Annotated in this window: 25 protein-coding genes; 16 read left to right on the forward strand and 9 right to left on the reverse strand. The window is 69.5% G+C overall.

Going from position 1 to position 23,315, the window contains the following annotated elements:
- The first annotated feature begins 3 nt into the window (after window positions 1-3).
- The 6 genes from M8859_RS26480 (at window position 4) to M8859_RS26505 (ending at window position 5,378) form a co-directional block, all read left to right on the forward strand.
- Entirely contained in the window at window positions 4-957 is a 954-nt protein-coding gene (locus M8859_RS26480; protein WP_195071349.1) for a DUF58 domain-containing protein, read from the forward strand.
- On the forward strand, window positions 954-1,955 hold the full coding sequence (locus M8859_RS26485; RefSeq protein ID WP_159926046.1) for a VWA domain-containing protein: 1,002 nt from the start codon (window positions 954-956) through the stop codon (window positions 1,953-1,955). The genes M8859_RS26480 and M8859_RS26485 overlap by 4 nt, the downstream gene beginning before the upstream one ends.
- A gap of 182 nt (window positions 1,956-2,137) precedes the next feature.
- Entirely contained in the window at window positions 2,138-2,854 is a 717-nt protein-coding gene (gene fabG1, locus M8859_RS26490) for a 3-oxoacyl-ACP reductase FabG1 (RefSeq protein WP_159926044.1), read from the forward strand.
- A gap of 80 nt (window positions 2,855-2,934) precedes the next feature.
- Complete coding sequence (inhA, locus tag M8859_RS26495; protein ID WP_159926042.1) at window positions 2,935-3,771, forward strand: NADH-dependent enoyl-ACP reductase InhA; 837 nt, start codon at window positions 2,935-2,937, stop codon at window positions 3,769-3,771.
- A gap of 22 nt (window positions 3,772-3,793) precedes the next feature.
- Window positions 3,794-4,855 carry a ferrochelatase gene (locus M8859_RS26500; protein WP_223513701.1) on the forward strand — a complete coding sequence of 354 codons (1,062 nt, stop codon included), beginning with the start codon at window positions 3,794-3,796 and terminating at the stop codon, window positions 4,853-4,855.
- 73 nt (window positions 4,856-4,928) lie between these two features.
- The gene (locus tag M8859_RS26505) at window positions 4,929-5,378 is read left to right on the forward strand and encodes a hypothetical protein (protein ID WP_195071351.1); all 450 of its coding nucleotides are present in this window, start codon (window positions 4,929-4,931) and stop codon (window positions 5,376-5,378) included.
- Between the two features lie 19 nt (window positions 5,379-5,397).
- Here the strand turns inward: M8859_RS26505 and M8859_RS26510 are convergent, their stop codons facing one another.
- The 3 genes from M8859_RS26510 to M8859_RS26520 all read right to left on the reverse strand — a co-directional run bounded on the left by M8859_RS26510 (window position 5,398) and on the right by M8859_RS26520 (window position 7,963).
- Window positions 5,398-6,141 carry a S1 family peptidase gene (locus M8859_RS26510; protein ID WP_223513704.1) on the reverse strand — a complete coding sequence of 248 codons (744 nt, stop codon included), beginning with the start codon at window positions 6,139-6,141 and terminating at the stop codon, window positions 5,398-5,400.
- 22 nt (window positions 6,142-6,163) lie between these two features.
- Complete coding sequence (locus M8859_RS26515; protein WP_249644957.1) at window positions 6,164-6,979, reverse strand: Rv1486c family protein; 816 nt, start codon at window positions 6,977-6,979, stop codon at window positions 6,164-6,166.
- Between the two features lie 159 nt (window positions 6,980-7,138).
- Window positions 7,139-7,963 carry a DUF3097 domain-containing protein gene (locus M8859_RS26520; protein WP_249644958.1) on the reverse strand — a complete coding sequence of 275 codons (825 nt, stop codon included), beginning with the start codon at window positions 7,961-7,963 and terminating at the stop codon, window positions 7,139-7,141.
- A gap of 130 nt (window positions 7,964-8,093) precedes the next feature.
- Here M8859_RS26520 and M8859_RS26525 point away from each other — a divergent pair, with 130 nt between their 5' ends.
- A complete protein-coding gene (locus M8859_RS26525; protein ID WP_249644959.1) occupies window positions 8,094-8,525 on the forward strand; it encodes an NfeD family protein in 432 nt (143 codons plus the stop codon).
- Window positions 8,525-9,808 carry an SPFH domain-containing protein gene (locus M8859_RS26530; protein ID WP_159926030.1) on the forward strand — a complete coding sequence of 428 codons (1,284 nt, stop codon included), beginning with the start codon at window positions 8,525-8,527 and terminating at the stop codon, window positions 9,806-9,808. The genes M8859_RS26525 and M8859_RS26530 overlap by 1 nt, the downstream gene beginning before the upstream one ends.
- 65 nt (window positions 9,809-9,873) lie before the next feature.
- Here M8859_RS26530 and M8859_RS26535 read toward each other — a convergent pair whose 3' ends face one another.
- Window positions 9,874-10,716 (reverse strand): SGNH/GDSL hydrolase family protein, encoded by an 843-nt coding sequence (locus M8859_RS26535; RefSeq protein WP_159926028.1) that lies wholly within the window; start codon window positions 10,714-10,716, stop codon window positions 9,874-9,876.
- 112 nt (window positions 10,717-10,828) lie between these two features.
- Here M8859_RS26535 and M8859_RS26540 point away from each other — a divergent pair, with 112 nt between their 5' ends.
- Entirely contained in the window at window positions 10,829-11,506 is a 678-nt protein-coding gene (locus tag M8859_RS26540) for an O-methyltransferase (protein WP_159926026.1), read from the forward strand.
- 10 nt (window positions 11,507-11,516) lie between these two features.
- On the opposite strand, the gene M8859_RS26545 is transcribed toward M8859_RS26540, so the two are convergent.
- Both M8859_RS26545 and M8859_RS26550 read right to left on the reverse strand, forming a co-directional pair.
- Window positions 11,517-12,509, reverse strand: coding sequence for a zinc-binding dehydrogenase (locus tag M8859_RS26545; RefSeq protein WP_195071353.1), 993 nt, complete (start codon window positions 12,507-12,509; stop codon window positions 11,517-11,519).
- Window positions 12,510-12,556: 47 nt separating this feature from the next.
- Window positions 12,557-13,231, reverse strand: a complete 675-nt coding sequence (locus tag M8859_RS26550) for a TetR/AcrR family transcriptional regulator (protein WP_159926022.1) — start codon at window positions 13,229-13,231, stop codon at window positions 12,557-12,559.
- 60 nt (window positions 13,232-13,291) lie between these two features.
- Here M8859_RS26550 and M8859_RS26555 point away from each other — a divergent pair, with 60 nt between their 5' ends.
- Window positions 13,292-14,764, forward strand: coding sequence for an MFS transporter (locus M8859_RS26555; protein WP_159926020.1), 1,473 nt, complete (start codon window positions 13,292-13,294; stop codon window positions 14,762-14,764).
- A 12-nt stretch (window positions 14,765-14,776) separates the two neighbouring features.
- Here the strand turns inward: M8859_RS26555 and M8859_RS26560 are convergent, their stop codons facing one another.
- Window positions 14,777-15,505 carry a hypothetical protein gene (locus tag M8859_RS26560; protein ID WP_159926018.1) on the reverse strand — a complete coding sequence of 243 codons (729 nt, stop codon included), beginning with the start codon at window positions 15,503-15,505 and terminating at the stop codon, window positions 14,777-14,779.
- 297 nt (window positions 15,506-15,802) lie between these two features.
- Between M8859_RS26560 and M8859_RS26565 the strand changes: the two genes are divergently transcribed.
- From M8859_RS26565 to M8859_RS26585, 5 genes are read left to right on the forward strand one after another with little or no spacing between them, the layout of a single operon-like run.
- The gene (locus M8859_RS26565; RefSeq protein ID WP_159926016.1) at window positions 15,803-15,952 is read left to right on the forward strand and encodes a hypothetical protein; all 150 of its coding nucleotides are present in this window, start codon (window positions 15,803-15,805) and stop codon (window positions 15,950-15,952) included.
- Window positions 15,953-15,993: 41 nt separating this feature from the next.
- On the forward strand, window positions 15,994-16,863 hold the full coding sequence (locus tag M8859_RS26570) for an SDR family NAD(P)-dependent oxidoreductase (protein ID WP_321212598.1): 870 nt from the start codon (window positions 15,994-15,996) through the stop codon (window positions 16,861-16,863).
- Between the two features lie 51 nt (window positions 16,864-16,914).
- Entirely contained in the window at window positions 16,915-17,580 is a 666-nt protein-coding gene (locus M8859_RS26575) for an urease accessory protein UreF (protein ID WP_195071355.1), read from the forward strand.
- Between the two features lie 22 nt (window positions 17,581-17,602).
- Window positions 17,603-18,322: an urease accessory protein UreG gene (ureG, locus tag M8859_RS26580; protein ID WP_159926012.1), complete on the forward strand. Its 720-nt coding sequence runs from the start codon at window positions 17,603-17,605 to the stop codon at window positions 18,320-18,322.
- Window positions 18,323-18,330: 8 nt separating this feature from the next.
- On the forward strand, window positions 18,331-18,987 hold the full coding sequence (locus tag M8859_RS26585; protein ID WP_249644960.1) for an urease accessory protein UreD: 657 nt from the start codon (window positions 18,331-18,333) through the stop codon (window positions 18,985-18,987).
- Window positions 18,988-19,165: 178 nt separating this feature from the next.
- Here the strand turns inward: M8859_RS26585 and M8859_RS26590 are convergent, their stop codons facing one another.
- Together M8859_RS26590 and M8859_RS26595 are read right to left on the reverse strand one after the other, a co-directional pair.
- A complete protein-coding gene (locus M8859_RS26590) occupies window positions 19,166-20,056 on the reverse strand; it encodes a hypothetical protein (RefSeq protein WP_249644961.1) in 891 nt (296 codons plus the stop codon).
- A 91-nt stretch (window positions 20,057-20,147) separates the two neighbouring features.
- A complete protein-coding gene (locus M8859_RS26595) occupies window positions 20,148-21,581 on the reverse strand; it encodes an NAD(P)/FAD-dependent oxidoreductase (RefSeq protein WP_159926008.1) in 1,434 nt (477 codons plus the stop codon).
- A gap of 231 nt (window positions 21,582-21,812) precedes the next feature.
- Here M8859_RS26595 and M8859_RS26600 point away from each other — a divergent pair, with 231 nt between their 5' ends.
- Window positions 21,813-23,309, forward strand: a complete 1,497-nt coding sequence (locus M8859_RS26600) for a cytochrome P450 (protein WP_159926006.1) — start codon at window positions 21,813-21,815, stop codon at window positions 23,307-23,309.
- Window positions 23,310-23,315 lie beyond the last annotated feature (6 nt).

A 23,315-nucleotide genomic window follows, 5' to 3' on the forward strand; every position in this document is an offset into this window, starting at 1 on the left:
CCGATGTCGTCGTCCCACGCACCGCCGTCCTTCCACGCGGGGGAACTCACCGACCCCCGGCTCACGGTCGCGCTGAAGACCCTCGAACTCACCGTGCGCCGCAGGCTCGACGGCGTGCTGCACGGCGATCACCTCGGTCTCATTCCCGGGCCCGGCTCCGAGCCGGGTGAGGCGCGCGCGTACCAGCCCGGTGACGACGTCCGCCAGATGGATTGGTCGGTCACCGCCCGCACCACCCACCCGCACGTGCGGCAGATGATCGCCGACCGGGAGCTGGAGACCTGGATGGTGGTCGACCTGTCGGCCAGCCTCGACTTCGGCACCGCCGCCTGCCAGAAACGCGATCTCGCCATCGCCGCCGCGGCCGCCATCACCCACCTCACCAGTGGCGGCGGCAACCGGATCGGCGCGGTGGTCGCCACCGGCGAACGGTTGACCCGCATCCCCGCGCGCGGCGGGCGGGTGCACGCCCAGTCGCTGCTGCGCAGCATCGCGACCACCCCGCACGCGCGCGACGGTGTGCGCGGCGACCTGCGCGGCGGCATCGAATCGCTGCGCCGCCCGCAGCGCAAACGCGGACTCGCGGTGATCATCAGCGATTTCCTGGGTGACATCGACTGGCAGCGCTCGCTGCGCGCGATATCGGCCAGGCACGATCTGCTCGCGGTCGAGGTGCTGGACCCGCGCGACCTGTCGCTGCCCGACATGGGCGATGTCGTACTGCACGACCCGGAGACCGGGCGCACCCGCGAGTTCAGCGTGACCTCCACCTTGCGCGCCGATTTCGCGGCCGCCGCGCAGCGCCACCGCGAGCAGGTCGAACAGGCCCTGCGCAGCTGTGGCGCTCCGGTGCTCACCCTGCGTACCGATCGGGACTGGATCGCCGACGTGGTCCGGTTCGTGTCCACCCGGCGCCACAGCTTCGGCGCCCCGACCGGGCGGGTGCCACGTCAGTGAGTATTTCGCATTTCACCGCACAGATCTGGCTCGGATTCCTCGCCGTCATCGCGCTGATCGCGCTCGGCTACGTCCTGGTGCAGCGCAACCGGCGCAAGCACATGTTGAACTTCACCAACATGGAGCTGCTGGAGAAGGTCGCTCCCTCGCGGCCGAGCCCGTTCCGCCACGTGGCCGTCGCCCTGCTGCTGGTCGGCCTGGTATTCCTCACCGTCGCCGCCGCGGGACCCACCGCGGTCAAGAAGGTGCCGCGCAACCGCGCGACCGTGATGCTGGTGATGGACGTGTCGCTGTCGATGGAGGCCACCGACGTGGCGCCGAGCCGCATCCAGGTCGCCAAGCAGGCGGGCAAGGACTTCGTCGACGGGTTGCCCGAGGGCGTGAACATCGGCTTCGTCACCTTCGCGGGCACCGCGTCGGTGATGGTGTCGCCCACGACGAACCACGAAGGCGTCAAAGCGGCCATCGACAACGTCCGGCTCGCCGAGCGAACGGCGACCGGCGAAGGCATCCTCACCGCACTGCAGGCGATCGAGACGCTGGCCACGGTGCTCGGCGGAGCGCAAGAGCCGCCACCGGCCCGAATCGTCCTGATGTCGGACGGGAAACAGACCGTCCCCGCTTTCGAGGACGTCGACAATCCACGGCACGAATTCGTCGCGGCCCGGCTGGCCAAGAGCAGGAACGTCCCGATCTCGACGATCTCGTTCGGCACCAGCTGGGGCGTGGTAGAAATCCCCCGGGAGGACGGCAGTCGCGAACAAGTCCGCGTGGCGGTGGACGACGAGGCCATGCGTGAGCTCGCGCGGCTGTCCGGCGGCGAGTTCTACACCGCGTCGTCGCTCCAGGAACTGACCAAGGTCTACGACACCTTGGAGCAGCAGATCGGCTACGAGCTGACCAGAGGCGACGCCAGCCGCCCGTGGTTGCTGCTCGGGTTGCTGGTCATCGCCGCGGGCATCGTCATCGGTCTGCTCTATCGCCAGCGTTTGCCGTAGCACCGGTCGCGGGCCCGTGCCGGGCCGCGACAGGGGGAGCTTCATGCGGCCGCGCCGTGTTCCGAGCGAGCCGGATGCGTTTCGTTGTGCGGAATCACCATCACATTCCCATCCGAGTGTCGGTTCGACAGACGGGGCAGCCCGGTCGTGACCGACCGAAACGACCAGGTAGGTTGAACCCCATGTCGAACATCACATCCCGGTCGGTCCTGGTGACCGGCGGTAACCGCGGCATCGGTCTCGCGGTCGCGCAGCGTCTGCTTGCCGACGGTCACAAGGTGGCCGTCACGCATCGTGGGTCGGGGGTCCCGGACGGCCTGTTCGGTGTGAAATGCGATGTGACCGACAGCGAGTCGGTGGACGGCGCGTTCGCCGAGGTGGAGGCGCACCAGGGCCCGGTCGAGGTGCTCGTGGCCAACGCGGGTATCACCGACGACACCCTGCTGATGCGGATGAGCGAGGAGCAGTTCACCCGAGTCATCGACGCGAACCTGACCGGAGCGTTCCGCGTCGCCAAGCGCGCCAACCGCGCGATGCTGCGGGCGCGCTGGGGCCGGATCATCTTCCTCGGCTCGGTGGTCGGCATGGGCGGCGGACCCGGCCAGATCAACTACGCCGCGTCCAAGGCCGGTCTGATCGGTATGGCGCGCTCGATCACCCGTGAGCTCGGCTCGCGTTCCATCACCGCCAACGTCGTCGCGCCCGGGTTCATCGAAACGGACATGACCGCGGCACTGGACGAAAAGTTCCACGACATGGCGAAAGAGTTCATCCCGCTGCAGCGCCTCGGTCAGCCGGAGGATGTCGCGGCCGTCATCAGCTTCCTGGCGTCCGAGGACTCCGGCTACGTCTCCGGCGCCGTGATCCCCGTCGACGGCGGCATGGGCATGGGCCACTGACCACACCGAACGCGTAGCGCGGCCGGTCCCGGCCGCCCGCGGCCAACCCCCACTTCGATCTTCAGGAGAACCGAGAACTCATGGGCGGACTGCTCGAAGGCAAGACCATCCTGGTCACGGGCATCATCACCGATTCGTCGATCGCGTTCCACGCGGCGGCCGTCGCGCAGGAGCAGGGCGCGAAGGTGATCATCACCGGCATCCCGGAGCGGCTGCGGCTGATCGACCGGATCGCCAAGCGCCTGCCCCAGGAGGTCCCGCCGGCCATCGGGCTCGACGTCACCAGCGAAGACGATCTCGCAGGCTTGGCGGACAAGCTGCGGGAACTGGCTCCGCAGGGGATCGACGGAGTGCTGCACTCGATCGCGTTCGCGCCCCGAACCCTGATGGGGCCGGAGGCCCGGCCGTTCCTGGATGGTCCGGGACCGGATGCCGCCAAGGCGTTCGAGATCTCGGCGTGGAGCTACGCTTCGCTGTCGCGCGCGGTGCTGCCGGTGATGAACGAGGGCGGCTCGATCGTCGGCATGGACTTCGATCCACGCACCGCGATGCCGTACTACAACTGGATGGGCGTGGCGAAGGCCGCGCTGGAGTCGGTGAACCGGTACGTCGCACGAGAGGTGGGCACGGCCAAGAAGATTCGCTCCAACCTCATCGCCGCCGGTCCGATCAAGACGCTGGCAGCCAAGGCGATCGCGGGCACCGCGACCGACGACGCGGCCAAGCTCAACCAGCTCAACACCTACTGGGACGGCGCGTCGCCGATCGGCTGGGACGTCGACGACCCCACGGTGGTGGCGAAGTCGATCGTGGCGCTGCTGTCGGACTGGCTGCCGGGCACCACCGGCTCGATCATCTACGTCGACGGCGGGGCCAGCCACAACACCTGGTTCCCGGAGGACATGGCGATCAACTGAGCCGGATCGGATGGGAGACACTGTGGTTCGGACCGCCGACGCGCTGCTGCTGCTGTCCTTCGGCGGTCCGGAGCGTCCGGAGGACGTGATGCCGTTCCTGGAGAACGTCACGCGGGGCAGGGGAGTGCCGCGCGAGCGTCTGGAAACGGTCGCCGAACACTATCTGCACTTCGGCGGCGTCTCGCCGATCAACGCGCTCAATCGCGACATCATCGCGGCGGTCGAGGTCGAATCGGCCGCCGCCGGCTTGGATCTGCCGGTCTACTTCGGTAACCGGAACTGGCATCCCATGGTGGAGGACACCGTCGCGCGCATGGCCGCCGACGGTATCCGGTCCGCACTGGTCTTCCCGACATCGGCCTGGGGCGGCTACTCCGGCTGTCTGCAGTACCACGAGGACATCGCCAGGGCGCGTGCGGCTTTCGGCGCGGGCGCGCCCGACCTGCTGAAGCTGCGCCAGTACTTCGACCACCCGCTGCTGATCGAGACCTTCGCCGACGCCATCCGTGCGGCCCGCGATCGGCTCGCGGCCGAGCACCGCGCCGAGGCGCGCCTGGTGTTCACCGCTCACTCCATTCCGGTGTCGGCCGACGCCGCTGCGGGACCGCCCGCCGACGGCGGGCGGCTCTACAGCCGTCAGGTGGCCGAAGCCGCCCGATTGTGCGCCGCGGCAAGCGGTTTCGCCGATTACGACGTGGTCTGGCAGTCTCGTTCCGGTCCACCGCAGGTGCCGTGGCTGGAGCCGGACATCGTCGACCATCTGGACGACCTCGCCGCCAGGGGGGTCGGCGCCGTGATCGTCTGTCCTGTCGGCTTCGTCTCCGACCATCTCGAAGTCATCTGGGACCTGGACAACGAGGCCGCGCAGCGGGCCGCCGAACTCGGTATGGGATTCGCCCGGACCGCTACGCCGGGAGCCGATCCGCGCTTCGCGCAGCTGGTCGTCGAACTGATCTCCGAGCAGCTGCGCGGCGCCGAACCTCGTCGGCTGGGTGCGGTCATGGGCCATGGCTGCACGAGCAACGGCACGCCCTGTGCTGTGGGCTGTTGCGCGGTGCCGCGCCGTCCCACTATTGGGAACTGACATGGATCCGGCGCGATAGCATCAACTGCGCCTGTGACCATTCACCTTCGAATTTCTGGGGGGGTATCTCTCGATGACCTATGCCGATGTGCTGACCAATGCCGCGCTGCTCGATCCGCACGCCTGGTCCGATGCGAACGTGTGGACCGTGGCTCTGGACTCCACCGAGGCCAGGCGGCGCGGCCGTAGCAGTGGCCGCGGCGGTTTCTCGGTCGGTGGTCTGCTGCTGTGCATCGGTGTCGTGGCAGTGGTGATCGGACTCGTGGTCTGGCTGCGCAAGCGGGGCAACTCCTCGAACCAGCCGCAGCAGTACCCGCAACAGCAGTATCCCCAGGGGCAGCAGTACCCCCAGCCGTATCCTCCGCAGCAAGGTTTGCCGGGGCAGCCGCAGTATCCGGCGCCGCCGCAGTACCAGCAGCCGTATACGCCGCCGCAGGCGCAACCGCAGTATCAGCAGTACCCCCAGCAGCAGCAGTATCCTCCGCAGCAGCAGTACCAGCCGCCGCATCCTCCGCAGCGGTGAGCATCCGACCGCTGCGCGTTCAGAAGTTCGTGGCGGTCAGGCGGGTGTAGACACCGGGGAAACCGGGGCGGGCCGTGCCCTCGCCCCAGGACGCGACACCGGCGAGACGTCCATCCACGAGCAGTGGTCCGCCATCGTCGTATCGGGCGGCGTCGGCGGCTGTGCCCGCGCAGAGCATGGTGTGCGGATCGAAGGCGGGACCATAGGCGGCGGCGCACTCGGCGTCGGTGACCAGAGGAACGCTCGCCGCGCGCAGCCGAGTGTTGTTTTCGTCGGTCTCGGAGGTCGCACCCCAGCCCAGAACGGTTCCGGCGCCCGAAGTCGGCGCGGCGATGGGGATCGTCGGACCGGGCTGGGGGTGGTCGAGGGTCAGGATCGCCACGTCGTCGTGATAGACGGTGGTGGTCTCGGGCCCGGTCGTCCGGAAGTCGGGATGGATGCGAACGTCCCTGACCTGCACTGTGTTTCCGTCCCGCCCGTGTAGGTCGTCGCGGCCGAAGGTGACGGTGAGCGTCTGGGTGAGCGGCTGTGCCGGCGCCACGCAGTGCGCTGCGGTGATCACCTGGTCCGGTGCGATCAGCGCGCCGCCGCAGAACTGGCCGGACGGACGGGTGAGGAACAACGGCGTGCCGATGGCCGCCAGCCACGGATACTCCGCTGTGGTCGCGTCGGCGCCGCCCACGATCGCCGAAGCAGGGGCGTGCAAACCGAGACCGATCAGTACGGTGAGGGCTGCTGTGCGGCTTCGGCGAGAAATGCGCATGTCACACCATCCGGACCTGACGTCAGCGGCTTCCGCGGGCCGAGGCGTGCACGGCGACCAGACGGGCGGCGCGGATCGCGTCCCACAGCGGGCGCAGCAACGATTCCTGCGCGCCGATCGCGCTGGCGGACGTGGGCGCGGACGCGGGTTCCCGTTGCGCCACCGTGAGGATCGCCGCGACATGATCGGCGGTGTCGAGAATCCGCCTGGCACGCAATGGAATCGACTCGGGGTAATCGTGGCGCGAGTAGTCGGCGAGTTCGGCTTCGATGAGTTCGCGCGGATCGCAGTCGGCCGCCGCGAGCGACGTGGTGTGCAGTTTCATCAGCGCGTCGGCGGCGTCACGGACGGCTTCACGCATCGCGTATTCCGCCTCGCCGAGCGACATGTCCGAGCCGGGCGCTACGGGGATGGGCGTGCTGTAGACGGTCCACTGCAGGGTGTCGTCGTCGGCCCACTGCGGGATGAGTCCGGTGCCGTCGGCACCCGGCACACCGATCAGGATGCCCTCCTCGGACTCGATCGCGTCGGCGGCGAACGCCGTGCCCGAGGGGAGTCCGCGCACGTCACCGGGGACGGGGAGCACCAATCGCAGCTGCGCCCCGGGCTGGGCCATCGTCTCCCGGATCACTTTGAGCAGCGCCATGACTCCGCTTCCCGGCAGGTTGCCGCGCGCGGACCAGGGTAGGTCGGTACGGCCGCCGGTGAGCGGGTCGCCCGCCGCGATCGTGTGCTTCGGCGCCCACGCGTGCAAGGCGGCCAAAACGTCGTCGGGCGCGCTGCGGCCGGCCAGCCAGGAGCTCGCCCACACCGTCAGCGTCGCACTTGGAGAGCACATAATTATCGAGCATAAAGGGTGGGCGCTACCGGTGGGCATCCATGCGCGAGGGCGTTGGTGAGCAGCACGGAAACCATGGGCGCGGCGCCGCCGACCACGACCGGGTCGGTGCGGACACCGTCCGGCATCGGTCCGCCGCGCGCACGAGCCGCCGGCAGTCTAGTCCGGTTCGGTGACGAAGTCGATGAGCCGCTCCACCGCCCCGATCAGCGGTGGCTCCAGGTCACGGAAGGAGGTCACCGCGCCGTACACTCGCCGCCAGCCTTCCTGCGGCGTGCCCCAGCGCAGACGCGTACACACACCGGTCTTCCAGTCCTCGTCGCGTGGGACCTGCGGCCACCGCTGTATCCCGACGGTCGCCGGTCGCACCGCCTGCCACACGTCGACGAACGGGTGCCCGGTCACCAGGACGTGCGGCCCGAGCCCGGTGGTCAGCTGCGTCTCCTTCGATCCGGTCACCAGATGATCGACCAGCACGCCGACTCTTCTGCCCGGGCCCGGCTCGAATTCCGTGAGGCGTTCCGCGAGATTGTCCAGCCCCTCGAGCTGCTCCACGACCACCCCCTCGACGCGCAGGTCGTGGCCCCACACCCGCTCGACCAGCGCGGCGTCGTGCACACCTTCGACCCATATGCGGCTGCCGCGGGCCACCCTGGCACGCAGGCCCTCCACCCGGGTGGAGCCGGAGGCGGAACGGTTCGGCGTCTTCGGCGCGGCCGCCGACGGCCGCACCAGCGTCACGGGCTCACCATCGATGAGGAACGCGGCCTCGCGCAGGGCGAACAGGCGCACCGCGCCGCGGGCGTCCTCCAGTTTCACGAACTCGCCGTCGTAGCTGCGATCGAATCCGACGACCGCGCCGCAGAATCCGGTGGCGGCGTCCTCGACGACCAGATCGCGTTCCGCGATGACGGTCGGTACCGTCCGTTTCTTCGATCGAGGATGCCCGGTGAAGATGTCGCCATACCTGTCACGCCCGCTCACCTGCTTGAAGCTAGCACCGCCGCTGCGGCTTTCGCTTCATCCGGGGCGCCGCGCGTCCGCGCGCGGAATTCACCCTGAGTACTCGTGAAGGTCGCGCCCCAGATCAAGACCAGCGCACTACAGTGGTCGTGTGGCCGCAATTTTTTGGCTGGTCGCGGGTATCCTGCTCGCGTCGGCGGAGATGCTCACCGGCGACTTCACGCTGCTGATGCTGGGTATCGCCGCGCTCGGCACGGCGGGCGTCAGCGCGTCGACCGCCAGCTCGCCCGTGGTGGACGCCATCGTTTTCGCGGTGATCTCGGCGGTGCTGTTCCTCGGCGTCCGCCCGATCATCCGGCGGCGCTTCGGAACTCCGCCGCCGACGCCGACGAACGTGGACGCCTTGCCGGGCAAGACCGCTCTGGTGCTCGAACAGGTCGCGGCGCACTCCGGCCAGGTGAAATTGGGCGGGGAGGTGTGGACAGCGCGGCCGATGGACACGACCGAAGTCTATGAACCGGGTACGACCGTGTATGTCATGAAGATCGACGGCGCGACCGCCGTCGTCTGGAAGGGGCCTTGATGGCTGTACTGATCGTTGCCGCCGTCCTGATCTTGCTGGTCGTGGTGGTGGTCTTCAAATCGATCGCACTGGTGCCGCAGGCCGAGGCGGCGGTGATCGAGCGACTGGGCCGGTATTCGCGCACCGTGTCCGGCCAGCTCACCTTCCTCGTGCCGTTCGCCGACCGGATCCGCGCCAAAGTGGATCTGCGGGAGCGGGTGGTGTCGTTCCCGCCGCAGCCGGTGATCACCGAGGACAACCTCACCCTGCACATCGACACCGTGGTCTATTTCCAGGTGACCAGCCCGCAGGCGGCGGTGTACGAGATCAGCAACTACATCGCCGCCGTCGAGCAGTTGACCGTCACCACGTTGCGCAACGTGGTCGGCGGCATGACGCTCGAGCAGACGCTCACCTCCCGCGACGCGATCAACGGCCAGTTGCGCGGCGTGCTGGACGAGGCGACCGGGCGCTGGGGCTTGCGCGTCGCGCGGGTCGAGCTGAAGAGCATCGATCCGCCGCCGTCGATCCAGGAGTCGATGGAGAAGCAGATGAAGGCCGACCGCGAGAAGCGCGCCATGATCCTCACCGCGGAGGGCCAGCGCGAATCGGCGATCAAGACGGCCGAGGGCTCGAAACAGGCGCAGATCCTGTCCGCCGAGGGCGCCAAGCAGTCGGCGATCCTGGCTGCCGAAGGTGAACGGCAGAGCCGCATCCTGCGGGCACAGGGTGAGCGCGCCGCCTCCTACTTGCAGGCGCAAGGCCAGGCCAAGGCCATCGAGAAGGTCTTCGCCGCCATCAAATCCGGTAAGCCGACGCCGGAATTGCTTGCCTACCAGTACATGCAGACGCTGCCCATGGTCGCGCGCGGCGACGCGAACAAGGTGTGGTTGGTGCCGAGCGATTTCGGCAAAGCACTGGAAGGGTTCGCCAGAAACTTCGGCACGCAAGGCGAGGACGGCGTGTTCCGGTACGAACCGCCCGCTTCCGACGGCGCGGAAGTCAAGCCGGAGGACGACTCCGATGTCGCGGACTGGTTCGATACCGCGCCCGATCCGACCATCGAGCGTGCCGTGCGTGCCGCCGAGGCGACGGCGCGGACTCCGGTCGAGGGGCTGATGCCGACACCGCCCCCGCAGAGCTTCGAACCTTCGCCGCACCAGCCGGTCATCCCTCCGCAAGAGGCTTTCCCGGGTCCGCAGCAGTCGCCACAACAACAGCAGCCACCGCAGCAACCCCCGGCCCAGCGCCCGGACGACCCGCAGGGCCGTCCGTGGCAGCCGCCGGAGAACTTGTCGAAGTAGCGCCCGCACCCCGCCCCGGACTCCGCCCGAGTCCGGGGCGGTCGTGTCGGCGCGGCCGGAATCGCTCAGCCGGGCAGTCCGGCGGCGCGGATCGCGGGAAGGATGACGTCGGCGACGCCACGCATGCCTTGCGGGGTGAGGTGATACGGGATGAGTGTTTCGGTCGCGATGACCGGGTCGATCCAGCGGACACCGGCGGGCGCGCACGCGTCGCGGCCCTCCGACGCGACGCGGGTGTCGACGTAGGTCGCCCCGTGGGCCGCGGCGGCGCGGGCTACCACGGTGTTGAGGCGGTCGAAGGCGGCTTGCACGTGTGCGGCATCGGACGGGCGCAGGCCGACCAGGTCGGGGCAGCCCCCGTCGCGGACATAGCGCGGCCAGCCGTCGACGACGATTCGCGCCTTCGGGGAGCGGATCGAGATCTGTTGTAACGCGGTGGCATACGACCCCGCGATCGCGTCGATGTCGGCATCCCAATCCGGGCCCGCGCAGGTTCCGGCGCCGAAGAGTCCATAGACGTGGCAGGCGACGACATGCTCGGCCATCAAGGCGTCATTGGCGCCGATGTGCACCGTGACCAGCCTGGTGCCGGGGCCGAGGGCATCGAATTGGGGCGGGATGCCCGGCCCCTGCGCGGCGGTGAGGTCGGGGATGCGCGCGGAATTGCAGGTGCGGTCGTCGAGCCGCAGGCCCAGCTCCCGGGCGATCAGCTTCGGCGTGTTCGCGGTCGAGCGGAGGCATCTCGGCGGCGCCGACAGGTCGAAGTTACGCACCCCCGTGGTGGCCGCTCCGGAATCACCCAACGCGACATACTCGGCACCGCCGGTGGACGCCGCGTCGGCCGGGACGGCGGCACCCGCGGCGATCAGGCAGGCGGCGACCAGTACGGCGCGCGGAAGATTCGTCATGCCGGGTCCTGTCCGTCCGGTCCTGGGCGCGATCACGGGACATGCACGTCTGTGCCGAACGCTACCCGGCAAGCCGGGCCCGCGGGCGGAATCGGGTGGCAGACTTCCAGGTATGACGACACCTGGATGGGCCGACGTGGACCGCTATCTCGTGGAGACGTTGGTGGCGGATCCCGATACGGATGGCGCGCTGGAGGCGAACAAGGCAGCCGGCCTGCCCGCGATCGACGTGTCCGCGCCCCAGGGGAAGTTCCTCCACCTGCTGGCCAGGACGGTCGGAGCGCAGCGGGTGCTGGAGATCGGCACGCTCGGCGGATACAGCACGATCTGGCTCGCCCGCGCCGTAGGGGCCGAGGGCCGGGTGGTCACGCTCGAGTTCGCCGCCCAGCACGCCGAGATGGCGCGCGCGAACCTGGAGCGGGCGGGCGTCGGCGACCGGGTCGAGATCCGGGTCGGCGCCGCGCTGGACAGTCTGCCCGTGCTCGCGGAAGAGGACCCGGACCCGTTCGATTTGGTATTCATCGACGCGGACAAGGTGAACAACTCGAACTACGTGCTGTGGGCGCTGAGGCTGACCCGGCCGGGCTCGGTGATCATCGTCGACAACGTGGTCCGCGGCGGAGCGATCGCCGAGGAGCACTCCGAGGACCCGAATGTCCAGGCCAGCCGCGAGCTGGTCGAGTTGCTCACCGCCGAGCCGAGCCTGGACGCGACCGTGGTCCAGACTGTCGGCAGCAAGGGCTGGGACGGCTTCGCGTATGCCGTGGTGAACGGCGACAGCTTCGAGTGAACCGCCTGGGCTAAGGCTCCAGTACCACCTTGCCCATCGTCGCGCGCGTCTCCAGCGCGCGGTGCGCGGCGGCCGCGTCGGCGAGCGCGAAGCGGTGTACCGCGGGGCGCAGCCGGCCTGCGGCCGCCTCGGCCATGGCGAGGTCTTCGAGCACACGCAAGTCGCCGCCGACGCGCGCCAGCATCGGCGGGCCGACCACCATCTCGGAGGTGATGCCGCGTTCGGCGAGCTCGTCGGCCGACAGCCGCACCGGTCCGTCGCCGTTCGACTTGCCGGACCAGCCGTAGACCAGATGCTGCCCGCCCGGTGCGAGCAGGTCCACGCCCGCCCGGCCGACGCCTCCGCCCACCGAGTCGAACAGCACGTTCGCCCCGCGGGTGCCGACGTGGGTCCGCACCTGGTCGGGCCAGTCCGGCAACAGGTAGTCCACCGCCAGGTCGGCGCCGTTGCGCCGCACCTGCTCCACTTTCGCCGCGCCACCGGCCAAGCCGATCACCGTCGCTCCGGCGTTCTTGGCGTATTGCACCAACAGGGTGCCGATGCCGCCCGCCGCGGCGGTCACCAGGACGACGCTGCCGGGCCCCACATCGGTGAACTGGAGTATCCCCATGGTCGTTCGCCCGGTGCCGATCATGGCCACCGCCTCGGCCGCGTCCAGGTTCGCCGGAATCTCGTGCAGCCGGGCGGCGTCCGTCACCGCCAGCTCGGCGTAACCGCCGGGCACCGCGCCCAGATGGACCACCACCCGCGCACCGAGCAGGCTCGCGGCCACGTCGTCGCCGACGCGGTCGACGGTGCCCGCGACTTCGCGTCCGGGAACGGTCGGCAGCTCCGGCAAGGGGAACGGCCCGGGCTCGCCCTCGCGCAGCGCGGTGTCGACCAGGTGCACCCCCGCCGCCGCCACCGCGATGCGGACTTGGCCGGGGCCGGGGACAGGATCGGGGACGGTCTCGTACCGCAAGTTCTCGGTCGGCCCGAAGGCGTGGAGGCGAATGGCGTGCACGATGGCTCCTGTTCGTGAGAGGGTCGCCGCCAGCCTGCAACCTCAACTCATGTCGAGGTCAACCGGTCCCGTCGCGCGGCCCTGGCCTCGAATCCGTCGCAGAGGGCGTCGAGCCCGTCGTAGAGCAGTTCCCGCTGGGTCAGGTCACTCGCCCCGCTACCGGCGAGGTCGGCCAGGGCGGGTGGGACCGGACCGTGCGGCGTGCCGTTCAACAGGGTCCGCAGCGCGTTGTCGCCGCCGGGGTCGATCCCCTTGCGGGCCATCAGTTCCGCGCTGATCTCCGGCAGCGTGGCGCCGGAGATGTGGTTCCATACCGTGAAGGACATGCTGGTCGCCTCCCGGGTGGACACGCCCAGTTCCAGGAATCCCTCCACCAACCAGGCCAGACAGGCCAGGCTCTGCGGTCCGAAGCTGTAGCGCGGGGTGGCGAAGGTGAGCAGCACCCACGGATGTTGCCGGTACAGGGCCCAGTCGATCTCGGCGGCGATGCGGACGCGGTCGCGCCAGGTCCACCTGTGTCCCTCCGGATCGGGGTACGGGTTGCGCCGGGCCACTTCGTCGGTCATCAACGCGAGCAGTTCGTCTTTGTTCGCGACGTGGCGATACAGCGACATGGCGCCGACACCCAGCCGGTCGGCGATGCGCCGCATGGACAGCGCGTCCAAGCCCTCGGCGTCGGCGAGCTCGATCGCGGTGTCGACGATTGCGGTGCGGTGCAGCATGCGTACACTGTACCCGGAGTCATGCGTACGACGTACGCGCCAGCGGAAGGATGTTCGGACATGACAGACGTGCGGTCGGCGCGGCCCGCGCCGTCCACGGCGGGCTCGCGCCGGGCGTGGCTGGGCCTCGCGGTCCTGCTGCTGCCGGTGCTGCTGGTGTCGATGGACATCTCGGTGCTGTTCCTCGCGCTGCCGACGCTGACCCTCGATCTGGATCCCTCGGCGGACCAGCAGTTGTGGATCCTGGACATCTACGGGTTCCTGATCGCGGGCCTGCTGATCACCATGGGCAATGTCGGCGACCGGATCGGGCGGCGCAACATCCTGCTGGCGGGCGCGGCGGTCTTCGGCGTCGCGTCGGTGATAGCCGCCTTCGCGCCCAGCGCGGGCGTGCTGATCGCGGCGCGGGCGCTGATGGGCATCGGCGGCGCGACCCTGCTGCCGTCGAGCCTGGCGCTGATCTCGAGCCTGTTCCCGGACGTCCGGGAGCGAGCCGCCGCGATCGGCGTGTGGACGGCGTTCTTCGCGGGCGGCTCGGCCGTCGGACCGATCATCGGCGGCGTGCTGCTGCACCACTTCTGGTGGGGCTCGGTGTTTCTCATCAACCTCCCGGTGCTGCTGATCCTGCTCGTGTTCGGCCCGTTCGTCCTGCCCGAACACCGCGCGGGCGCGCTGGGGCCACTGGACCTGCCGAGCGTCGTCCTATCGATCGGGGGCATCCTTCCGGTGGTGTATGGCATCAAGCACGCCGCGACCGAAGGGATCGACGCGCAGGCGATCGTCATCGCGCTGATCGGCGCGGTGATTCTCACCGCGTTCGTCCGCAGGCAGCGACAGCTCGACGAACCCCTGCTCGACCTGCGATTGTTCACCCGGCCCCAATTCTCCGTGGCCATCGGCTCCAGCCTGGTAGGCATGATGTCGCTGGCCGGACTGAGCTATCTGACCAGCATCTACCTGCAGTCGGTGACCGGGCGCACGCCGCTGGCGGCGGCGCTGCTGGGCATCCCGATGGCGATCGCGGTGTTCGTCTTCTCGATGGGTGGCGCACGGGTCGGACATCGGTTCGGCGCCCGCGCCACCTTCGTGTTCGCCTTGCTCGCCTCCGCGGCGGGCAACTTGATGCTGCTCGGTGTCGGCCCGCACGAGGGGCTCTGGTGGTACCTGGCGGGCTCCACGATCGCCGGAGTGGGCTACGGTCTGGCCTTCACGTTGGTGTCCGAAGTCGCGGTGTCCTCGGTGCCGCCGGAGCGGGCCGGCTCGGCGGTGGGTATCTCGGAGACCAGCTTCGAACTGGGCAATGCGCTGGGCCTGGCGTTGCTCGGTTCGCTCGCTGCGCTGATCTTCCGGTCCGGCGGCGACTACGCCTCGACGCTCGGCGAGACCATCCAGCAATCCGGCGGCAACGCCGTGCTGATCGAGTCGGCGCGCCGATCCTTCGTCGACGGGATGCACATCGCGGTGGCTGTCGGCGCGACCGCCCTCGCGGCGATGGCGCTGATCGCGCGGTTCGCCTCCCCGGGCCCACGCTGAGTCGACCCGGGGTCAGCGGCCGAACACCGCCGTCACGATCTCGGCGGCCCAGCGGTTCATCGGCCGGATGACCGCGCCGTGCACCCAGCGCAGCGGCCGCACCACGATCGCGTGCCAGACGACCGCCACGGCGGCGAATACCGGACGCAGCACGTAGCGGTACACCGCCCGGCACGGCGCCACCAAGAGGACGCCCACGATAACGGTGGCCACCCACCACCCGTAACGGGCGCTCGCGCGCACCACTCGCCACAGCGGGCGCAGCACCCAGCGCCACAACTGCGACAGCGGCCAGACGATCAGCCACTTCACCGTGCTATGGCATATCCACGCGATGGCATGGGCGATCGGGAACACGACCCAGCGCAGCAGCCAGGCTCCAGCCGGGCGAATCAGTCTGCGCCAGAGAAAGATCTCGACTGCGTGCCGGAGTGGTCGCAGCAGGTACTCCAGCAGGATGCTGACGAGCGGGGTGAGGATCAGACCCCACAGCAAGTGCTGCACCACCCAGCCCCACAGGAAGTCTTTCGCGAGGATCCAGGCGGGCCGCAGCACCCGGTGCCAGATCAGCTCCGCCGCCGGAACCAGCAGGCGCCGCGCAACGAACACCAGCGCGGCGCCGGTGACGCGGCCCAGCAGGACGATTCCCTCCCACAGCAGCCGGATCGGAACGAGCACCACGATCGCGATCCCGCGCGCGATCCATTGGGCGATCGAGACGTGGGTGTCCGGCGTGGACATGGCGTTCCCCCTCGGCTGGCGCACGGGGGAAATGCCCCTGGCGAAAGAGTTTGTGCGTCGCCTACATTCGAGCACACGGCCGTGGCCGGGCGCGTGAGTAGAAATGCTCGAGTCGCGCACGGGCGCGCTGTCTCTCGAACGATGGCCTGCGGACTCGCCGCGTTGCGCACGAAGTTGTGCGATCCACCGTCGAGCTCGGCGGACACCGCGGACTCGCCGCGTTGCGCACCAAGCTGTGCAATCCACTATCGAGTTCGGCCGACACCGCCGGCTCACCTCGGCGCACGTGCCGCGCCTGTGTCCCTCGGCAACGCGTTCACCCTCGATTCCGACAGCGAGCTCCTGAGTCGGCGCACCTACGGCGCCCTCGGCATCACCGCCTACCTCACGCGGCAGGATTCGCCGCAGCTCGCGTGCGACCACATCCCGGGCCGCGTGATCACGTGAACGCCGGGTGGGTGCACCGGTCTGCGCCTACAGTCGAATTCGTGCATCACACCCGGGCCTCGAACAACGGTCGGCCCATCGCCGAGCGGGTGGCGACGCGGCTGCTGTATCCCACATCGCGTCCGCGCGCGCAGGCGCTGCGCGCCGCGGTCGACGGGAAGATCGTGCTGGTCACCGGTTCGTCGCACGGCATAGGCAAGGCCAGTGCGCGCGCACTGGCGGCGGCGGGCGCGACGGTCCTGCTCGTCGCCCGTTCCGGTGCCGAACTCGAGCAACTGGCCGCGGAGATCGCCGCCGCGGGCGGCGTCGCGCACAGCTACCCCACGGATCTCACCGACATGGACGCCGTCGAACGTCTCGGCCGCGGCCTCCTCGACGAGCACGGCCATCTCGACGTGGTGATCAACAACGCGGGCAAATCGATTCGCCGCCCGATCGACGAGTCCTATGACCGGTTCCACGATTTCACCCGCACCATCGATGTGAACTACCTCGGTCCGGTGCGGCTGCTGCTCACGTTGCTGCCCGCCATGCGCGCTCGCGGACGAGGCCACATCGTCAATGTGTCCACCTGGGGTGTGCGCATGCCGCCCGCGCCGCGCTGGGCGGCCTACGGCGCGTCCAAGTCCGCCTTCGACGTCTGGCTGCGCAGCGTCGCGGCCGAAGTCGCCCACGACGGCGTCACGACCACTTCGATCTACCTGCCGCTCGTGCACACCAGAATGAGCGCGCCCACCGACTTCAGCCGTGTCCCCGGGCTCACCGTGAACGAGGCCGCGGACCTTGTCTGTCACGCGGTGACCGCCAAGCCGCGCGAAATCGCCCCGTGGTGGGCGGCTCCGGTACAGGCGTGGACCGATCTGACCCGTATCCACGCCCAGCGGTTCATGGAACGGGCGTTCCGCCGCTGACCCGGTACGGCCGGGACATCCGGACGACACGCCGGGACATAGGATCGACGGATGCGTGAATCCGCCGCGACCGGCCTGGCTGCGTCCGGTCTCACGACGGTGCTCGCGCTCGCCGACTCGCGGCTGCCGATCGGCGGGCACGTGCACTCCGGAGGTGTGGAAGAAGCTGTCGCGTCCGGTTTGGTCCGCGACGTCGCGACGGTGGAGCTGTATCTGCGCCGCCGCATCCGGACCTCGGGACTGGTGGCCGCGTCGCTCGCCGCGGCGGTGTGCGCGGGGGAACTGGATCCGGCGCGCGCGGAGACGGAAGCGGACGCCCGGACGCCCGCGCCCGCGGCGCGGGCCTCGTCCCGCGCGCAAGGCCGAGGACTGTTGCGGTTGGCGAAGCAGTTGTGGCCCCGGCACGACTGGTCCGCGCTGGGCACGACACCGCATCTGTCCACGGTGTTCGGAATGGTCGGCGCGGCCGCAGAGGTGCAACCCCGGGAGACCGCGGGTGTGGTGGTCTACACCACGCTGACCGGCGCGGCCACTGCCGCGCAGCGTTTGCTGGCCCTCGACCCCGCCGCGATCGCCGCGTGCACGATCCGGCTGGCCGAGTTGTGCGACCGCGTCGCCGCCGAGGCCGTGACCGGTCTCGCCGCGATGTCCGATCCGCTGCAGGACGTGCTCGCCGAGCGTCACCGGCACCGTGACATGCCCCTGTTCGCGAGCTGAAGCCCCGGAAGAAGGAGACGCCATGCCCCCGCACCTGATCGACGGTGAGCCGCACGACCACGGGCACGATCGTCCGAAACGGACCCGCACGCCCGGGGAAGCGCTGCGCGTAGGCATCGGCGGCCCGGTGGGCTCCGGCAAGACCGCTCTGGTGGCCGCGCTGTGCAGGCAGTTGCGTGACGAGCTGTCGCTGGCGGTGCTGACCAACGACATCTACACCACCGAGGACGCCGACTTCCTGCGCAGGCACGCGGTGCTGCCGGACGAGCGGATCACCGCCGTGCAGACCGGCGGCTGCCCGCACACCGCCATCCGCGACGACATCACCGCCAACCTCGACGCCATCGACGATCTGGTCGCGGCCAACCCGCCGCTGGATCTGATCCTGGTCGAATCCGGCGGCGACAATCTCACCGCGACCTTCTCCTCCGGTCTGATCGACGTGCAGATCTTCGTGGTCGACGTGGCGGGCGGCGACAAGGTGCCGCGCAAAGGCGGTCCCGGTGTGACATTCTCGGATCTGCTGGTGGTCAACAAGACCGATCTGGCGCCGCTGGTCGGCGCGGACCTCGGTGTGATGGAGCGGGACGCGGCACGGGTACGGGGCGACCGGCCGACGGTGCTCGTCTCGCTCACCGAGGATCCCGCCGCCACGCCGGTGCTGGCCTGGGTGCGCGCGCAACTGCGCGCGGTAGCCGAGCAGGACCGGGCGGGCGCGGGCGAATCCGCCGCGGCGCACTGAGTTCGCCGTTGCGCACGGAATTACGAATAGTCGCAGGCCGCACCGCGCTTCCGGAGATCCACGCGACCGGCGGGTTGTCGGCCCGCCGTACCGGACCGCGCGTGGTGCATCTGATCGGCACCGCGGCGACGCCACTGGGAGGTGACGAACTCGACGTAGTGATCGTGGTCGCCCCGGGCGCCGAACTGGTGGTGCGCTCGGTCGCGGCGACGCTCGCGCTACCGGGCTCGGCGTCGCCGCTGTCGCTCGGGCGCTGGCGCCTCGAGGTCGGTAGCGGGGGAGCCCTGGATTTCGATCCCGAGCCGATGATCGTAGCGGGCGGGGCGCGACACCACACGGTCACCACGATCCGGCTGGCGTCCGGCGCTCGGGTACGTTTGCGCGAACGTGTCCAGATCGGCCGCGCCGGCGAGGATGGCGGCCAGTGGCGGGGGGATCTGATCGCCGACGTCGAGGACACACCTCTGCTGCGTCACCGGTTGACGCTGGGCGCGGACACACCGGCCGATGACGCGCTGGCCGCGCCACGGGCCATGGAGAGCGAGCTCGTCTATCCGGACGCATGCGTCACGGGGACGACAGGGTTGACGCAGACCCGGCTACCGCTGGCAGCGGGCGGCAGTTTGTTCACCCGTACCGGGTCGCTGTTGAGCGCCTCGGGATGAGCACCCGGGGCGATAGTGCGGCGCGTGCAACGCCGTGGTCGTCCTCGGTCGCGAGTCGCTGCGGAGTTCGTCTCTTACAGGTGTGAACCGGTCGAGACGTGGAGATAGAAAGGGTGGGAACCCGACAGCGTCGTCGGGTTCCCACCTTTTCGGCCGGTGCCTGGTGAACGCCATCCGATCAGCCGTCGGCTCCCTCCGAGGCCGTGTGGTCGGCCTCCGGAGCTGTCTGGTTCGACTGCTGAGCGGAGTCGGCGACTCCCGGAGCCGGATCGGCCGACTCCGGCGCGCTCAACGCCTGCGGAGGCGCGCTGAGGGCGTGCAACGCTCCGAGCCCCGCTCCGATGCCCGCACCGATGGCAGTGAAGGGGACGGCCATCAGCGCCGCGCCGTAGGCGGCCCCGATCGGGCCCGCCGCGAGGCCGATCGGCGCGAACGGCAGACCGATGGCGAAGCCGAGGCCACCGCCGAACGCGGCCCCGACCAGGGCGAACGGGCTCGCGAACGCGAAGCCCGCCGCAGCGCCGATCGCGGCGGCGCCCATGGTCTGGCCTGCGACGCGGTCGGACCTGGTGCGCTCCATCCCGATCGAGTCGAAGAAGGTCGCCATATTGGCCTCGGCCATCGCCGCGCCGTCGTTGATCTGGATCGCCTGCTCCCGGTACAGCCACTCCGGCGCGTCGATCTGGACATCACCGAAGCGCAACTTGCCGGGAGGCGGTGCGATCGGCGGCACGGGGGCGACCGGAACCGGCGCGTGCAGCCCTACCAGCGGAGCGAGGTAGTTGCTGTCCGGCAGTGGACGAGCCCATTGCAACGAGCTGAGGATGTCGTCCGGAATCCGCAGACCCTCGTACGGCCGCACGTTCGGCGCCTCGGCCCCCGGCCACTGGGCCGACGGGTGCGTCCGATCGGTGACGTCCGTTCTGATCGAAGGGACGGACGGATCGGGCTCGGCGTTTGCGGTGCCGGTGCCCACCAGCGCCAGAACGAGGGGAATCGTCCCCGCCGCGACGATGGAGCCCAGCTTCGGTCGCCGCGGTGTGGGTTCGCGGTGCTTGCCTGTGCCCATAGATCACCTTTCATCCGAGGGAGACGTCGACGCCTCACATTCGGATCTGCTGGCGACCTGGATTGGTCCAGCGCGCTATAACGATCGCGCGTCAGCCTGCTTTGGCATCGGTGTGCGCCTTGTCCACGGCCACTCGGCTGTTGGTGGAGGCGCCGAGAGCGGCCGCCAGTTCTTCGGCGTCCTCGTCGTCGCCGGTGCTGATGGCCTCCAGGGCTAGTCGGGCGAACACCCACTGTTCGGTGGCCGCCATCTGCCCCCGGCTGCGCCCGAGGAAGGTGACGAACCACTGGATGACGGTGACGATCCGGCTCCGATAGCCGACCAGGTAGTACAGATGCAGCGCCAACCAGGCCAGCCACGCGATGAAGCCGCCGAATTCCAGCTTGCCCACCTGGCACACGGCGCTGAACCGCGAGATGGTGGCCATGCTGCCCTTGTTGAAGTACTTGAACGGCTTGCGCTGTTGCGGCGTCTGGCCTTTCAATCCGGCCTTGATCTGCTTGGCGGCGTAGGTCGCGCCCTGGATGGCGCCCTGCGCCTGGCCGGGCACGTTCGGCACCGACATGAGGTCACCGACCACGAAGACGTTCGGGTGGCCCTTGACGGTCAGATCCGGTTCGACGACGACCCGGCCCGCGCGGTCGACCTCGGTGCCGTCGGACTGGTCGGCGATCATCTTGCCCAGCGGACTGGCCTGCACGCCCGCCGACCACACCTTGCATGCCGACTCGATGCGACGGATCGTGCCGTCGGAGTCCTTCACCGTGACGCCGAACGCGTCGACATCGATCACCATGGCATTGAGCTGGATCTCCACGCCCATCTTCTCGAGGCGCCGCTCGGCCTTACCGCCGAGGTTCGGCCCCATTGGCCCGAGCACCGCGCCCGCGCCCTCGATCAGGACCACCCGCGCGTCGCGCGGATCGATGTTGTGGAAGGTGCCCTCCAGGGTGCGGTCGGACAGCTCGGCGATCTGCCCGGCCAGCTCGACGCCGGTCGGTCCCGCGCCGACGACGACGAAGGTCAGCAGCCGGTCGCGCTCTTCCTGGGTAGTCGCCAACTCCGCCTGCTCGAACGCGCCGAGGATCCGGCCGCGCAACTCGAGCGCGTCATCGATGGTCTTCATGCCCGGTGCGTAGGTGGCGAACCGGTCGTTGCCGAAGTAGGACTGCTGCGCGCCGGTCGCGACGATCAGGCTGTCGAACGGGGTGACCGTGTCCTTGTCGAGCAGGCGCGAGGTCACCGTCCTTGCTGCCAGGTCGATGTCGGTGACCTCGCCCATCAGCACCTGCGCGTTCTTCTGCTTGCGCAGCACCAGCCGGGTGGCGGGCGCGATCTCGCCGACCGACAGGATGCCGGTCGCGACCTGGTAGAGCAGCGGCTGGAACAAGTGGGTCGAGGTCTTCGAGATCAGCGTGATGTCGACGTCGGCGCGCTTGAGGTGTTTGGTGCCGAACAGGCCGCCGAAGCCCGAGCCGATCACCACCACCCGGTGTCGGCCGTTCTCGACAGTCTGAGTGCTCATCGTCCTGCTCCTCGATGGACCTTGGGGCTCGTCCCCGGCGGCGATTCCTGACACGCTAAACCGTAGCCGTCGAGCCGGGCAGCGTCACGACGAGATCCCCGTTCCTGGCGTGTTGCGGTGCGAAGTCTCACCGCCGCCGGTCCGCGGCGGGGAGGATCGTCACCCGGCGAACCGGCTGAACGGGTGCGGCCGAGAGCCTACGATGGGACCTGTCGCTCAGGGAGGATTGCCATGGTCGCCGGTGACCGTGCGGTCGGCCGAAAGCCCAGCGTGCAGGCCGATTCGGAGAACATCGCGCTGATCGAGGTGCCGCACGGCCATCTGATCGACCGGGCGCTGGGGCTGCTGCCGGAACGGCGCCAAGTGCTGGCCACCCCGCCACGCGGCAGCGACACGGTCCCGGTCCGCGGTGACGCCGGACTGCCCTATCTCGGCCGTGCATTGCACTACATGCGCTGGGGTCCGGCCGAGATGATGGAGCGCTACCGCCGCTACGGACCCGTCTCCTTGAACACTTCGCTCGGTGTCGACCGTGTGCTGGTCGCGGGACCGGACGCGCTCGACGAAGTGCTCGGTCACCGGCGACGCGACTTCGGCCAGGGCTGGGACTATTTCATCGGCCCGTTCTTCCGGCGCGGCCTGCTGCTGCTGGAATTCGACGAGCACAAATTCCACCGCAAGATCATGCAGCAGGCGTTCACCAGGGACCGGCTGGAAGCACACCTCGCCGCGCTGACACCGGCCGTGCGGGCGAGCATCGCGGGATGGGTGCCGCCCGAGCGCGACGCCGAACGCACGGTGCGGCTGTATCCCACGATCAAAGAGCTGACCCTCGACATCGCGGGCGAGACCTTCATGGCCGCGGACGTCGGCCCGCAGCGCAGGCAGTTGATCGACGCATTCGTCGACTGCACGCACGCGGGACTGGCGATCATCCGGCACTCGGTGCCGGGCGGCAACTGGCGAGCCGGGTTGCGCGGCCGCAGAGTGCTCGAGGACTACTTCACCGCCATGCTGCCGGACAAGCGCCGCGCCGAATCGCCGGACTTCTTCTCGGGGCTGTGCCACGCCCGCAGCGAAGACGGCGGCGTCTTCGGTGACGCCGACGTGGTCAACCACATGATCTTCCTGATCATGGCCGCGCACGACACCACCACGACGACCGCCACCGCCGTCGCCTACTACTTGGGCAAACACCCGGACTGGCAGGAGCGGGTGCGCGCCGAAGTGCTCGACATGGACGCACGGCTCGGCGACGGGACACCGGCCATCGCGGACCTCGAGGCGTTAGGTGACCTGGATCTGGTGGTCCGGGAGAGCCTGCGGCTCATGCCGCCGGTTCCCGGCCTGGCGCGTCGCGCCGTGCGCGACACCGAAATAGCGGGTCACTACGTTCCCGCGGGCGCTCCGGTCGACCTCGCCTACCAGGTCAATCACCTGCTCCCCGAACTGTGGACCCATCCCGAGCGTTTCGACCCGGAGCGGTTCGGCGAACAGCGGCGCGAGGACAAGTCGCACCGGCTGGCCTGGATGCCGTTCGGGGCGGGCGCGCACAAGTGCATCGGGATGCACTTCGGCACGTTCGAGGTGAAGACGGTGACCGCCGCCCTCGTACGCGAATACGAGTGGCGGATCCCGGAGAAATACCGGATGCCCTGGGGATTCACCACGATTCCTTTCCCCAGGGACGGTGCGCCGATGACGTTGCGCAGGCGTGCGACCGCCTGAGGCTGC

Source organism: Nocardia sputi (assembly GCF_023501985.1).